Raw genomic sequence first — 12,558 nt, 5'->3', positions numbered from 1 at the left:
CGGGGTTCGTTGGGCCTAGCCGCGGGGCTGGCGAGACAGTGCGATTCAAGCTGAGTGAACGCCAAGGTCAGACATCTTTGATCTGTACTCCGTCGCCGCACAGTTTCGACCAGTCGTCGCGGTCCGAGGTCAGCACCAGGACGGGCGCTGGCGAGCGGAGCGCCATCGCGGCGACGAGGGCGTCGATGGCGTACTTGTGACCGTGCAAGCCACCGGCGTCGCTCAGCAACTGCACCGCGGTGAGGCTGTCCGCCTGGGTGACGTCCTGGACCTGAAGGCGGGAGAGCACCCAGCGCAGCCGGGCGGTATCTGTCTTCCCGTAGACGGCCTCCACCACCGTCAGGGCCGATACGAGGACGGGCACGCCTACGCGCCGGGCGGCCTCGATCCGGGTGATCATCTGACGGTCGTTGCGCAGCAGCTGCGACAGCGCCTGGGAGTCGAGCACCAGGGACCTGGCCGCGGGCTCCTTCATGCGGCGCTGTCGTTCGACGCGTAGGGCGCCGGTGCGTCACCGAACAGTTCGCTCTGTGCGGCCTGGACTTCCGCCTCGCTCAGCGGCTCGTGCTCGGCTTCGTAGGCGGCCACGATCTCGGCGAGGCCGTCCATCGCGAGCTGATGCCGGACCGCTGCCGTCACATACGCGGACACGCCGCGCTTGCCGGTGCGCGTGCGCAGAGCACCGAGGAGTTCCGAGGGCATGGAGACGGAGATGTTCTCCGTGCTGCCGGGGCGGGGTGACTTCATGACCGCAAGTCTAGTACAGAAACTATTACAGCGGCTGGAGTGCTGCGTGACCTGTATCCGGGGCGGGCGGTGATGCGTAGTCTTGGCGCTTCCGGATCTTTTTGTACTTTGCATTGAATCCCGTGCTGGGATGGTGCTGGGATGCGCCCGCATAATCGCAGGTCAGGGTGGTTGTGGTGGAGTTTCGGTTCAACGTGTAGTCGTGCGCGTACGGCGCGTTAGGTGATTAGTCAAACGCGCAGTTCGGAAGGGGTCGGACTCCATCGAGTCCGACCCCTTCGTCGTCACCGTGCTGGATGGGTGCTGGATATTCTGACGCGGGGTCAGTCGTGATCAGGTCTCGTAAACGGTGGACCGGTGTCCCACGTGAACGACCCAGACCACCAGCTCCCCGTTGTCGATCGTGTAGACGACGCGGTAGTCGCCGACGCGCAGGCGGCGACGTTCGGGCTGGGACACGAGTGCGGTGGTGTTGAAACCGAGAGGGTCGGTCTCCAACTCGGTCAGCTTGGCCAGGATGCGCAGCGCCATGTCGCGAGGGATCTTCCGAAGTTCGGCCTGTGCTTCGGGGCGGAAGAGGGTTCGGTACTCACTCACTGCGCGCCAGCGTCTCCCTCATGACGTCCTCGATCGGGATGCCGGGTGCGGGGTTGGCCATGCGCTCGTCGATGATCCGATTGATTTCGCGCTCCTCCCACTCCTGGTACTTGCGCAGTACCTCGATGGAGACGACGGCGGCGACTTCCTTGCCGCGGCGAGTGATCACCGTGGGCAGGTCGTCGCGGTCGGCGCGCTCCACGACCTCGGCGAGGTGCGCGCGCACATCGCGGATGGACTCTATGGGCAGTGGCTGCATCATGCGCTCAAGCGTACCGAGTGACCCATGTGTACACAATAGATCCCGTGACGGCGGCTCACTCGCCGCGGTCGCGCGTGCTGGATGCGCTGGATGAACTCGCACCGTGCTGGATCGGTGCTGGATGAGAACTCCGGAAACCGTGTTTTCGCAGGTCGGAGCTCTGCGCTGAATGTTCAGGTTCAATGTGTAGCGGCTGATGTATCACCACGTCGCTGATCTGGTAAACATGCAGATCAGAAGGGGTCCGGCTCTTTGGAGTCGGGCCCCTGGTTTTTCCCGTGCTGGATCGGTGCTGGAGCAGCTGATCGTCCGTCAGTCGTTTCCCCCTCCTGAATGACACCAAGACTGGTACGTTATTAGGTACCACTTGATGGAAGGGCCAGGTCATGTCCATAACCGCGAGTGAAGCCCGCAAGGAACTGTTTCCGCTGATCAAGAAGGTCAACGAGAACCACGAGGCCATCGAGATCGTCTCGAAGCACGGCAACGCCGTGCTTGTCTCTGCCGAGGACTATGCGGCGCTGCGCGAGGGCTCGTACCTGCTGCGTTCGCCGGCGAACGCCCGGCGGCTGCTTAAGGCGTACGAGAACGCCCTGTCGCACATCAACGTGTCGGAGCGTGAGCTGATCGATCCGGGCCCGTCGGAGGCTGGCGCGGGTGCCGCGTGAGGCTTGCCTTCGAGGACCAGGGGTGGGAGGACTACACGTCCTGGCTCAAGAACGACCGCAAGATGCTCGCTCGCATCAACAAGATCATCGAGGACGTCAGGCGCGATCCCTTCTCGGGTATCGGCAAGCCTGAGCCGCTGAAGTATCACTTGCCGGGGGCTTGGTCGCGACGGATCGACGACGAGCACCGCCTCGTCTACCTGGTGACGGACAAGGAGATCGTCATCCTCGCGGCCCGGTACCACTACTGATCCGAGTTCCGTACTGGCAGAACTGCGGATCGTCGCCGATCGTGTCGTCCGGAACGGCCAGTGCGCGCAGATGGGCGCGGAGTTGGGCGGGGTCGGGGAGAAGGGCGGCTGTCTCGTGCGCGGTGCTCATGACGTCATGGAAGCAGCCGTCACTGACAATCCGGCTCGGCCGGCCCGAGTGGTGGTGTCGCTGTCTCAAGCGAAGACGTCAAGCAGACCCTTCTCGGGTATCGGCAAGCCCGAGCCGCTGAAATATCACCTACCTGGGACGCGGGTGTGCTGGGATCGGTTCTCTTCATGTCGCAGCGGGGCCGCTGCCCTACGGCACCACCGACGAGTGGTGGTTGACGATCAGCCAGTGTCCGCCGCGCAGTTCGTAGACGAACGTGTAGCGCGCGTCGGCCTTGCCGACCTTGCCGTTCTTGTCGGTCAGGGTGAACTGGTACAGGCCGGTGTCGATCGCCGACGTGGGCCCGAGAACGGTGATGTGCCGTTCCTGGATCCTGCCCTGGGGCTTCTGCTGGAGGAAGTGCTCGAAGTAGTCGACGATCCTGTCGTGAGTGGTGCGGATCTCTGACGACTGCGTCGGCAGCAGGACGGCGTCGGGAGCGTAGAGAGCGGCGACGGCGCGGGCGTTCCGTGTGGCCAGCGCCGCGTTCCACCGGTCGAACAGGGCGGCGATCCGCCTCGGGGTGGGCTTCGCGCCGGTGTGCCTGCCGACAGCGGCGTGCTGTGCCGTGCGCGCCTGAGGGGACGCACTCCCGGTGGCGTGGGCCGGGCCCGCGCCGGCGAGCAGAACCGCGGCGGCGACGATGGTTGTCCGGACGGGGGTTCTCCGTGTCATGGATCCTCCGGCGATCCTCGGCGGAACGATCAGGTCCGCTTATCAGCATCACCTCCCGCCGGGACCAGGGCACGCCGACTGAGGGCAAGCGGGGTAGTGCTCGTCACCGGCACGCCAAAGGGCCGGGCTCCGGTGAGCCCGGCCCCTTTCGGCCGTCATCGCCCCGGGTGACCGTTCACTTGCCGGGAACGAGCGCGTCCAGGTCGAGCTCGATGTCGAACGGCACGGGTCGCTTCAGGGTGCCCCGGAAGATGCCGGCGGGTGCGTAGGCGCCGGTCGGGCCGTCGAGTTCGTAGACGTGGACGACGGGGGCGCCGGCCTCGTCCTCGACGCACCAGTAGTGCGGGATGCCGGCCTCGGCGTACTTGCGGAGCTTGACCGTGCGGTCGCGGTGCGCGGATTCGGGGGAGACGGCCTCGACGACGAGTTGGACTTCGTCCGGGGTGAAACAGGTGCGGTCCGGGGCGTAGGGCGTTGTCGTCACCAGGATGTCTGGCTCCGGGCGGTTGCGCTCGTCCAGCCGGATGGTCATCTCCAGTGCCACCTCGAAGCCGTACGGAGCCCGGGCTTCGAGCGCCGTCGTCAGAGTGGTGACGAGGTGGCTGTGCCACCAGCGCTGTGGCGTCAGTCTGAAGACGAGGGTTCCGTCGATCAGCTCGGTGTGGCGGGGTGCGTCGGGGAGGTGGTCCAGGTCCTCCGCGAACCATCCCTCGGGGCGGGGCGGGCGCATCCAGTCGGGCAGGGCGGTCATGTCGGCACCGTACTGTCCGGCCCGCCCCTGGACGTCACCCGAAGAACTCCAGCAGCGCCCCCGCCACCGCCTCCGGCTGTTCCTCCACCAGGTAGTTGCGGGTGTTCGTGATCTCCGTGACGCGGACGTCCGTGCCCTGGGCCGGGAGGGCCTCGCGCATGTAGTCGTAGAAGGCTCCGTAGGCCAGGCCCAGCATCGGGGCGGTCACCTTGGGGTAGGTGTTGAAGTCCGCGATGTCCTGTTGGTACGCCTGGAACCAGCCCTTGCTGGCGCGGATCGCGTCGGGGGTGGAGTAGGCGCGGGCGTAGATGTCGCGGTCGCGCGGGGTGATGGCGTCCGGGTTCAGCAGGCTCAGGTTGAACATGTAGTCGACGAGGTGGCGGTAGCGGCCGTCGGCGAGGAGTTGTTCGGGGAGGTCCTGGACCTGCTGGAAGGCGAGCCACCAGCGGTGGGGGCCCCGGTCGCCGGGGCGGGGGACCAGGGGGAAGCCGTAGTAACTGTCGTCGATATGGGTGGTGTTCAGGATCGCCACCCGCCCGGTGGCGTCCGGGTGGTTGGCCGCGTGGGCGAAGGCGACCATGGCCCCGATGCCGTGTCCGGCGATGTCGATCCGCTCGTGGCCGAGGTGGCGGGCCAGTTCGTGGACGTCCAGGGCCATGTTCTTCTTCTCGAAGCCGGACCGCGGCTTCTCCGAGCCGCCCATGCCCCTGATGTCCACGGCGATGACCCGGTGGCGCGCGGCCAGGGCGGGCATGATCTTGCGGTACTCCCACCAGGTCTCGGGCCAGCCGGGCAGCAGGACCAGCGGGGACCCCTGGCCGCCTGTCACGTAATGCAGCCGGACCCCGTTGACCTCGGCGTACCGGCTGCTGAAACCGCCGTCCAGGGCCGCTGCCAGCCGGGCGTCGTCGGTCTCCTCGGGCGTGAGCACTCCCGGCGCCGTGTCGGTGTTCGGCGACATCTCGCTTCCCCCGTTCCTCGAACCCTCCGGGTGGATTTGAAAGTCAAACCCCGCGCGGTTTCGATGAAGATAACAACATCCCGAGTGATCGACCAGAGGCGCCCGGAGGCAACTGCGGGGCTCGGCGGGTGAGTTGGCGACCCCGCAGCGCCGTCACGGAGAGTGGCGGACGCGTGGTGTCGGATGGTGAGCGTGCGGCGCATAATTGCGGATGTGCCTCAGGGGGGTGCCGGTCGCACATGCGGCTCCCCTCGCCAACTACACGTCCCTGAACTGCAATTCACTGCATCTAGTGAATCCTTGGCCTGTAGTTGCGGGCGGCAACCCAGAGTTGCCAAGCTGTTGCGGACTGTCAACCTGTTGGGAGTGGCCGTGGCCTTCGGTGACCAGCCCGCATACCTCCGAGTCGCCGGTGATCTTCGCCAGAAGATCGTCGCAGGCGAGCTGCCGCCGCACACACGTCTCCCGTCCCAGGCCCGCATCCGCGAGCAGTACGGCGTCTCGGACACCGTCGCCCTGGAGGCCCGCAAGGTACTGATGGCCGAGGGGCTGGTGGAGGGGAGATCCGGGTCCGGCACCTATGTGCGCGAGCAACCCGTGCCGCGGGCCCTGGCGCGCACGGGCTATCGCACGGCGGGGGAGTCCACGCCGTTCCGCCAGGAGCAGGCCGACAGCAGGGTCAAGGGCACCTGGGAGTCGCGCAGCGAGCAGGTGGCGGTGGATTCCGTGCTGGCGCGCCGGCTGCGCGTCGCCGCCGGCGACCGCGCGATGCGCACCGACTATCTCTTCCGGGCCGCGGGCGAGCCGGTGATGCTCTCCACCTCCTGGGAACCCCTCGCGCTCACCGGCCGCACGCCCGTGATGCTCCCCGAGGAGGGGCCGCTGGCCGGGCGCGGGGTCGTCGAGCGGATGGCCGCCATCGACCTGATCGTGGACAACGTCGCGGAGGAGGTCAGCGCCCGGCCCGGCCTCGCGGAGGAGGTGCTGTCCCTCGGCGGTGTCCCCGGGCACTACGTGGTGGTCGTCTCGCGCACCTATTTCGCGGGCGGCTGCCCGGTGGAGACGGCGGATGTGGTGGTGCTCGCCGAGCGCTATCGCGTCGCGTACCACCTTCCGGTCAAATAGCCGGGCCGCGCTCGGCCCGCACCGTTTACCACTCGCTCGTCAAGCAGTGGTGACGTCCGCGTGAACAGCTTCCGGGTGCTCGGCATCCGTCTCCTGGAGATCGAATTTCGGCCGCCGGTGATCCACTCCCCGATCCGTACCGGCAGGTAGGAACCGTGTGGTATGCCCCGCTTTGTCCCGATAGGGCGGAGCGTTTTTTACTGTTGCAAAACTCACATACGGCCAGGTCAGAGCCTTTTCGCGGAACGCCATCGTCCAAATCGCTCGTACGATGGCGCGGTTTGTGTCCTGCCCGTGGGGGAGAAGAAAGCAAAGGAGATCCGGGGCGTTGAGTACCGAGCAGGGTTCCCACTCCAACTACCGCCGGACCCTCGGTCCGGTGGCGTTGACCGCCGTCGGCCTCGGGTCGATCATCGGCTCCGGCTGGCTCTTCGGCGCCCAGCGGGCCGCGGCCATCGCCGGTCCCGCCGCGATCCTCGCCTGGATCATCGGCGCGGCCGTCGCACTGACCATCGCGCTCACCTACAGCGAGCTCGGCGCGATGTTCCCCAAGGCCGGCGGCATGGTCCGCTACGGCCAGTACTCGCACGGCTCGCTCGCCGGCTATCTCGCCGCGTGGGCCAACTGGATCGCGATCGTCTCCGTCATCCCCGGTGAGGCGACCGCGTCCGTGCAGTACATGAGCTCCTGGAAGTGGAGCTGGGCGAAGGAGCTGTACGACGGCAAGGAGCTGACCGGCAGCGGTGTGGCCCTGGCCAGCGTCCTGCTGCTCTTCTACTTCTTCCTCAACTGGTTCGCGATCACGCTGTTCGCGAAGACCAACAACGCGATCACGGTCTTCAAGGTCGTCATCCCGGTCCTGACCGCGGGCGCCCTGATGTGGGCGCACTTCGACACCAAGAACATCGAGTCGGCCGGCGGCTTCACGCCCAACGGCTGGAGCTCGGTCTTCACCGCGGTCGCGCTCTCCGGCATCGTCTGGGCGTTCAACGGCTTCCAGTCCCCGCTGAACATGGCGGGCGAGGCCCGCAACCCCGGCAAGTCGCTGCCGAAGGCCGTCATCAGCTCGATCCTCATCGCGCTGGTCATCTACATCGCGCTCCAGATCGCCTTCCTGATGGCCGTCCCGTCGGCCGACCTCTCCTCGCACGGCTGGGCGGACCTCGGCAAGATCTACAACTCGCCGCTGGCCGACCTGGCCGTCGCCTGGGGCCTGAACTGGCTCGCGATGCTGCTGTACGCGGACGCCTTCATCTCCCCGTCCGGCACGGGCATGATCTACGCCGCCACCACCTCGCGCATGATCCAGGGTGTCCAGGAGAACGGCCACCTGCCCGGCGTCTTCGGCAAGGTCGACAAGAAGACCGGCGTGCCGCGCCCGGCGCTGGTGCTCAACCTGGTCGTCGCGTTCATGTTCCTGGCCGTCTTCCGCGGCTGGGGCTCGCTGGCCGAGATCGTCTCGGTGGCCACCGTCATCTCGTACATCACCGGCCCCGTCGCCGTGATGTCGCTGCGCCGCATCGCGCCGGACCTCAAGCGCCCGGTCATGCTGAAGGCCATGCCGGTCATCGCGCCCATCGCGATGATCTTCGGCTCGCTGGTGCTCTACTGGGCCCGCTGGCCGCTCACCGGCAAGGTCATCCTGATCATGGCCGTCGGCCTGCCGATCTGGGCCTGGTACGAGCTGCGCAAGCCGTGGGCCGAGCTCAAGCCGCACCTGAAGGCCGGCGTCTGGATGGTCGCCTACCTGCTGGTCATGGCCTTCGTCTCGTGGGCCGGTGGCACGGAGTTCGGCGGCAAGGGCTACCTCGCCCAGGGCTGGGACATCGTCGTCGTGGTCCTGCTCGCGCTCGGCTTCTACGTCTGGGGTGTGCGCAGCGCCTGGCGCAACCCGACCCTGGTCGCGACCGAGAAGGAGCTGCTCGCCGAGCAGGCCGCGGAGGAAGCCGCGCTCTCGGACGCGAAGGCGTAACCGCCGGAGATCTCCGTCCCGCAGGGGGCGGTCGCGGGCCCACGACGGGCCCGGGGCCGCCCCCTGCGGCGTTCTCAGGGACATCCGGCGGGCGTGGCGCGCATGCCTTTGGCAAGTCCGGGTAGCGGCCAGTCAGCGGCCAGTCAGCGGCCTCGGGGGCAAGGCCGGGGGCCGCGTGGCCAAATGCGTACCTCTTCGTGAAAAAGCGTATCCGCTGAGTAAAGGTCGGGCGTAGGCTCGGGCATATGCGGACTGCGGTTTCTCCGGGAAACGCCAGACGGTATGCGCCGGTGCGCACGGCAGCGGGAAGGCGGGGGCGATGACTGACAGCGGACCGATCCTTCCCTGGCTGGTGATCCGCCAGGAGGGCAACGGCAACCGCTACCGCGTCGGGTGCTACGCCACGAAGACGGAGGCCGAGGAGGTCGCCGAGCGGCTCGATACGGGCGGCCGCCGCCAGCTCTACGTCGTGGTGCGGGTGGGGCGCACGGTCTCCTGAGGCGGCCCGTGGTCCGGTGGGAATCCGTCCCCGGCCACCGCATAGGCTGCGGCTCATGACGACGGCGCGTGTGGTGGTGGGCGGAGCGGTGTTCGACCGGGGGCGGCTGCTCGCCGCGCGCCGCAGCGCCCCGCCCGAGCTGGCCGGCCGCTGGGAGCTGCCCGGAGGCAAGCTCGAACCCGGCGAGACGGCCGAGCAGGCGCTGGTCCGCGAGCTGCGCGAGGAGCTCGGCGTCGAGGTCGAGCCGCTGGAGCGGGTCGCGGGGGAGTGGCCTCTGCGCCCGCCGTTCGTGCTCCAGGTGTGGACGGCCAAGCTCGTCGCGGGCACCGCGCGCCCGCTCCAGGACCACGACGAGCTGCGCTGGCTGTCGCCCGACCGCGCCGACGAGGTCGACTGGCTGGACGAGGACAGGCCCGCGGTCGCCGCGGCGGTCCGGATGCTGGCCGCCGGGGGTACGTGACCCCGTGTCCCCCTCCGGAGGGGCCCGTACGCCGCCGAGACCGTCAAATGCCCGCCGCGCCGTACTCCATCCGTGTCACAGACCCGCTCCACCGGCACCGGGAAGATAGTCGGCCTGACATACCGGGTATGTGCTGATTATTCTCCCCGAACCGGGCGTGCCCGGTGGGGTCGCAGCGGGCTGGGAAGTGATCGGCGTGAGCGACAGCGCAGGGACCGTGGCGTCCACGCCCGGATTCGCCGAGTGGAGCTTCCCCGCCGAGGCGGGCGCCGTACGGACCGCCCGCACGCTCGTGCGCGACACCCTGCGCGAATGGGGCCTGGAGGCGGTCACCGACGTGACGGTGCTGCTGGTCAGCGAGCTGGTCACCAACTCCCTGCGGTACGCGAGCGGTCCCATCGGCGTACGGATGTACTCCCGCGCCGGACCCACCCTGCTCGTCGAGGTCTCCGACCCGCTGCCCGACCCGCCCCGGGAGCGCGCGGCCCACCCCGACGACGAGGGCGGACGCGGCCTGCAATTGGTGGCATGCACGTCGCGTCGCTGGGGAACCCGCCGGGGAAACACCGGTAAGACCGTGTGGTTCGAGCTGGGCCTGCCCGGTTAGGAAACCCCCGGGGGAGACATAGCGGGTCGAGACCGTGCTGTGATCGTGAAGTCCGTGTTCCGAGAGGCCCCTGTGCTGGATACTCGGGCTTCTGATGCCGGTGCGAGCACATGAGCCGGAGGGGACGGGCACGTGAGCGAAAAGCCAGCGGGTACGGCGAGCGGCATGCCGGAGGGCACACAGGCCGCGGCGATGTGGCAGAACAGCCCGCCGGGATCCCTCTACGACTACATCCGCGTGGCCTCGTTCTCCCTGGGCGCCGACGGGCGCATCCAGCAGTGGAGCGAGCGCGCGGCGGAGCTCTTCGGAATAGCGGCCCGGCACGCCGTCGGCAAGGACCCCCTGGAGATCTTCACCCCCGCCGCCCCGGGGGTGAGCCGCGGCCAGGGCCCCGCCGCACCCTTCCTGGGCGAGGGCGGGCTCGACGGCCGGGAGTGGACGGGCCTCGTCCCCTATCCGCGCGGCGAACGCCCGCCGGGGCTGGCCGAGATCTATGTGATGCCCACCGAGGACGAGGACGGCGCGCGCGGCGCCCTCTGCGTGGCCGTGGACGCCCGGGCGCTGCGCGGAATAGAGACCGACATCGCGGCCTCCGAAGCCGTTTTCGGCCAATCTCCCCTGGGATTCTTCTTCTTCGGCACGGACCTCACCCTGCTCCGCGTCAACGAGAGCTTCGCCCAGACCTTCGGCCGCCCCGCCGCCTGGCACCGCGGCCGCACCCCGCACGACTTCCTGCCGCGCGGCGAGGCCGAGCGGCTGACCGCGGCGCTGCGCCAAGTCCTCGACACCGGGCGGCCGGTGTCCGACGTCCAGCTCGTGGGGCCGGTCCCCGGGCAGAGCGAGCGCCGCCGCTGGTCCGTCTCGCTCTACCGGCTGCACAGCGGCAGCGGGCGGCCCATCGGGGTGGCCGCGCTCGCCACCGACGTCACCGGCCGCCGCCGCGCGGAGCGCGAGGCCGCGGGCGTGCGCCGCAACCTCGCGCTGCTCAACGAGGCGGGCGCGCGCATCGGCAACTCCCTGGACCTGGAGACCACCGCGCGCGAACTGCTGGACGTCGCCGTCCCCCAGTTCTGCGACCTCGCCTCCGTCGACCTCTACCAGGGCCTCCTCGCGGGTGACGAGGCGCCGCCCGGCCTCGCCGACGGCAGCGGTGAGCTGCGTCGGGTCGCGTACGCCAGCGCGGTCTCCGGCGCCCCCGTGGACGGCGCCGACAAGCCCGTGCAGGTCGGCGAGGTGCACCGCTACGCCTTCCACTCGCCCTACGCCGGCGCCCTGCGCACCGCGCAGGTGCAGCTGGTGCCGAACCGCGAGCGCGAGGACGGCCCGGAGCTGGGCGCGGTCGTGCACTCCACGCTCGCGGTCCCGATGGTCGCCCGGGACACGGTGGTGGGCCTGGCGCGGTTCTCCCGCACGAAGGGCAGCGAGCCGTTCGGCGAGCGCGACACCGCGCTCGCCGTGGAGCTCGCGGCGCGCGCCGCGGTCTGCATCGACAACGCCTGGCTCTACCGGCGCGAGCACGAGCGCGCGCTCATCCTCCAGCGCAGCCTGCTGCCCCCGGGCGACCCCGACGCCGCCGGGCTGGACATCGCCTGCCGCTATCTCCCGGCCAACGCGGCCACCGAGGTGGGCGGCGACTGGTTCGACGTCATCGAGCTGCCCGGCCACCGCACCGCCCTGGTCGTCGGCGACGTCATGGGCCGCGGCCTGCGGGCAGCCGTCGCCATGGGCGAACTCCGCACGGCCGTACGGACGCTGGCCATGCTCGACCTGGAGCCGGCCGAGGTGCTCTCCGCGCTCGACGAGATCGCCCACGGCCTCGGCAGGCCGGGCGGCAAGCAGTCCGCGTCGCGGGGCGTGCGCGGCGGCGTACGGGCGGCCGACCTCTCCGAGGTCTATCTGGCCACGTGCGTCTACGCGGTCTACGACCCGGTCACCCGGCGCTGCACCGTCGCCAACGCCGGGCACCTGCCGCCGGTCCTCGTCGAGGCGGGCGAGCCCGCGCTCCTGCTGGACGTGCCGCCCGGCATGCCGCTCGGCGTAGGCGGCGAGCCGTTCGAGCAGGTGGAGATCGACCTGCCCGACCGCGCGCTGCTCGTCCTCTACACCGACGGCCTCGTGGAGTCCCGCGACCACCCGCTGGACGAGGGCCTGGAGGCCTTCCGGGACGCCCTCACCGACCCCGCCCGCCCCCTGGAGGACGTCTGCGACCACGTCCTCGGCGCGCTCGACACCCACCACGGCGAGGACGACATCGCGCTCCTCATGGCGCGGCTGCGGGGCCTGCCCGCGGACTGCGTCGGCGACTGGACGCTCCCGCCCGACGCCCGCTCCGTGGCACGGGCCCGGGAGCTGGCACGCGAGCAGCTGCTCTCCTGGAGCTTGGAGAGCCTCGTGGACACCACGGAACTGCTGGTCAGCGAGCTGGCCACGAACGCACTGCGGTACGGCGAGGGCGAGATCCGGCTGCGGCTGCTCCTCGACCGGACGCTGGTGTGCGAGGTCTGGGACGGGGGGCTCGTCCAGCCCCGGCGGCGCCGGGCGCGCGACACGGACGAAGGGGGGCGCGGGCTCCAGCTCGTGGGGCTGCTCAGCGCGGCGTGGGGCAGCCGCCGCACGCCCCATGGCAAGACGGTGTGGTTCGAGCTTGCTTTGCCGGACGGGGATACGCCTACGCCGGATGCGGTGGAGGCGTTGATGAGTCTGTACTGAGGTCTGGGTGCGGGTAGCGCGTAACCCTCCACCCTGCGCCGCCTGACCGAGCGGCCGTGCGGCAGCACCAGCTCCACCGACTCGGGTTCGATGCCCGTGGGTGCC

Annotated in this window: 15 protein-coding genes; 8 read left to right on the top strand and 7 right to left on the bottom strand. The window is 69.5% G+C overall.

All coding sequences use genetic code 11. The annotated features are described in order from the left end of the window. Nucleotides 1-67 precede the first annotated feature (67 nt). The 4 genes from AB0435_RS27760 to AB0435_RS27745 form a co-directional block, all read right to left on the bottom strand. On the bottom strand, nucleotides 68-475 hold the full coding sequence (locus AB0435_RS27760) for a PIN domain-containing protein (RefSeq protein WP_366428212.1): 408 nt from the start codon (nucleotides 473-475) through the stop codon (nucleotides 68-70). Next, on the bottom strand, nucleotides 472-747 hold the full coding sequence (locus AB0435_RS27755) for a hypothetical protein (protein ID WP_366428211.1): 276 nt from the start codon (nucleotides 745-747) through the stop codon (nucleotides 472-474). The genes AB0435_RS27760 and AB0435_RS27755 overlap by 4 nt, the downstream gene beginning before the upstream one ends. 333 nt (nucleotides 748-1,080) lie before the next feature. Then, nucleotides 1,081-1,344, bottom strand: coding sequence for a type II toxin-antitoxin system RelE/ParE family toxin (locus AB0435_RS27750; protein WP_366004868.1), 264 nt, complete (start codon nucleotides 1,342-1,344; stop codon nucleotides 1,081-1,083). Continuing rightward, nucleotides 1,337-1,606 (bottom strand): type II toxin-antitoxin system Phd/YefM family antitoxin, encoded by a 270-nt coding sequence (locus AB0435_RS27745; protein WP_366428210.1) that lies wholly within the window; start codon nucleotides 1,604-1,606, stop codon nucleotides 1,337-1,339. Before AB0435_RS27745 ends, AB0435_RS27750 begins: the two co-directional genes overlap by 8 nt. A gap of 386 nt (nucleotides 1,607-1,992) precedes the next feature. Here AB0435_RS27745 and AB0435_RS27740 point away from each other — a divergent pair, with 386 nt between their 5' ends. Together AB0435_RS27740 and AB0435_RS27735 are read left to right on the top strand one after the other, a co-directional pair. Next, nucleotides 1,993-2,274: a type II toxin-antitoxin system prevent-host-death family antitoxin gene (locus AB0435_RS27740; protein WP_366004866.1), complete on the top strand. Its 282-nt coding sequence runs from the start codon at nucleotides 1,993-1,995 to the stop codon at nucleotides 2,272-2,274. Next, complete coding sequence (locus tag AB0435_RS27735; RefSeq protein ID WP_366004865.1) at nucleotides 2,271-2,525, top strand: Txe/YoeB family addiction module toxin; 255 nt, start codon at nucleotides 2,271-2,273, stop codon at nucleotides 2,523-2,525. The genes AB0435_RS27740 and AB0435_RS27735 overlap by 4 nt, the downstream gene beginning before the upstream one ends. Before the next feature lie 319 nt (nucleotides 2,526-2,844). Here the strand turns inward: AB0435_RS27735 and AB0435_RS27730 are convergent, their stop codons facing one another. The 3 genes from AB0435_RS27730 to AB0435_RS27720 all read right to left on the bottom strand — a co-directional run bounded on the left by AB0435_RS27730 (nucleotide 2,845) and on the right by AB0435_RS27720 (nucleotide 5,081). Further along, nucleotides 2,845-3,369, bottom strand: a complete 525-nt coding sequence (locus tag AB0435_RS27730; RefSeq protein WP_366428209.1) for an SgcJ/EcaC family oxidoreductase — start codon at nucleotides 3,367-3,369, stop codon at nucleotides 2,845-2,847. A 175-nt stretch (nucleotides 3,370-3,544) separates the two neighbouring features. After that, nucleotides 3,545-4,120 carry a Uma2 family endonuclease gene (locus tag AB0435_RS27725; protein WP_366428208.1) on the bottom strand — a complete coding sequence of 192 codons (576 nt, stop codon included), beginning with the start codon at nucleotides 4,118-4,120 and terminating at the stop codon, nucleotides 3,545-3,547. Between the two features lie 34 nt (nucleotides 4,121-4,154). Next, on the bottom strand, nucleotides 4,155-5,081 hold the full coding sequence (locus tag AB0435_RS27720) for an alpha/beta hydrolase (RefSeq protein WP_366428207.1): 927 nt from the start codon (nucleotides 5,079-5,081) through the stop codon (nucleotides 4,155-4,157). A gap of 372 nt (nucleotides 5,082-5,453) precedes the next feature. On the opposite strand from AB0435_RS27720, the gene AB0435_RS27715 reads away from it, so the two are divergent. From AB0435_RS27715 to AB0435_RS27690, 6 genes are all read left to right on the top strand, one after another. Continuing rightward, nucleotides 5,454-6,206, top strand: coding sequence for a GntR family transcriptional regulator (locus AB0435_RS27715; protein ID WP_366004917.1), 753 nt, complete (start codon nucleotides 5,454-5,456; stop codon nucleotides 6,204-6,206). Nucleotides 6,207-6,534: 328 nt separating this feature from the next. After that, on the top strand, nucleotides 6,535-8,178 hold the full coding sequence (locus tag AB0435_RS27710; protein WP_366428206.1) for an APC family permease: 1,644 nt from the start codon (nucleotides 6,535-6,537) through the stop codon (nucleotides 8,176-8,178). Nucleotides 8,179-8,497: 319 nt separating this feature from the next. Beyond that, entirely contained in the window at nucleotides 8,498-8,677 is a 180-nt protein-coding gene (locus AB0435_RS27705; RefSeq protein ID WP_366004860.1) for an SPOR domain-containing protein, read from the top strand. Between the two features lie 55 nt (nucleotides 8,678-8,732). Further along, a complete protein-coding gene (locus tag AB0435_RS27700; RefSeq protein ID WP_366428205.1) occupies nucleotides 8,733-9,137 on the top strand; it encodes a (deoxy)nucleoside triphosphate pyrophosphohydrolase in 405 nt (134 codons plus the stop codon). 187 nt (nucleotides 9,138-9,324) lie between these two features. After that, entirely contained in the window at nucleotides 9,325-9,744 is a 420-nt protein-coding gene (locus AB0435_RS27695; protein ID WP_366004916.1) for an ATP-binding protein, read from the top strand. A 165-nt stretch (nucleotides 9,745-9,909) separates the two neighbouring features. Further along, the gene (locus tag AB0435_RS27690) at nucleotides 9,910-12,453 is read left to right on the top strand and encodes a SpoIIE family protein phosphatase (RefSeq protein ID WP_366428220.1); all 2,544 of its coding nucleotides are present in this window, start codon (nucleotides 9,910-9,912) and stop codon (nucleotides 12,451-12,453) included. Nucleotides 12,454-12,558: the final 105 nt, after the last annotated feature.

The sequence above is a fragment of the Streptomyces sp. NPDC051173 genome (assembly GCF_040689515.1).
Lineage (GTDB): Bacteria > Actinomycetota > Actinomycetes > Streptomycetales > Streptomycetaceae > Streptomyces.
The sequence above is the reverse complement of the archived record's forward strand: the minus strand, read 5'-3'. Positions and strand labels throughout refer to the sequence as shown.

What these genes read in the sequence shown, in the direction of transcription:
- AB0435_RS27730 (WP_366428209.1), bottom strand. Translation starts at nt 3,369, where the DNA reads ATGACACGGAGAACCCCCGTCCGGACAACCATCGTCGCCGCCGCGGTT.
- AB0435_RS27745 (WP_366428210.1), bottom strand. Translation starts at nt 1,606, where the DNA reads ATGATGCAGCCACTGCCCATAGAGTCCATCCGCGATGTGCGCGCGCAC.
- AB0435_RS27690 (WP_366428220.1), top strand. Translation starts at nt 9,910, where the DNA reads ATGCCGGAGGGCACACAGGCCGCGGCGATGTGGCAGAACAGCCCGCCG.
- AB0435_RS27720 (WP_366428207.1), bottom strand. Translation starts at nt 5,081, where the DNA reads ATGTCGCCGAACACCGACACGGCGCCGGGAGTGCTCACGCCCGAGGAG.
- AB0435_RS27705 (WP_366004860.1), top strand. Translation starts at nt 8,498, where the DNA reads ATGACTGACAGCGGACCGATCCTTCCCTGGCTGGTGATCCGCCAGGAG.
- AB0435_RS27755 (WP_366428211.1), bottom strand. Translation starts at nt 747, where the DNA reads ATGAAGTCACCCCGCCCCGGCAGCACGGAGAACATCTCCGTCTCCATG.
- AB0435_RS27725 (WP_366428208.1), bottom strand. Translation starts at nt 4,120, where the DNA reads ATGACCGCCCTGCCCGACTGGATGCGCCCGCCCCGCCCCGAGGGATGG.
- AB0435_RS27740 (WP_366004866.1), top strand. Translation starts at nt 1,993, where the DNA reads ATGTCCATAACCGCGAGTGAAGCCCGCAAGGAACTGTTTCCGCTGATC.
- AB0435_RS27700 (WP_366428205.1), top strand. Translation starts at nt 8,733, where the DNA reads ATGACGACGGCGCGTGTGGTGGTGGGCGGAGCGGTGTTCGACCGGGGG.
- AB0435_RS27760 (WP_366428212.1), bottom strand. Translation starts at nt 475, where the DNA reads ATGAAGGAGCCCGCGGCCAGGTCCCTGGTGCTCGACTCCCAGGCGCTG.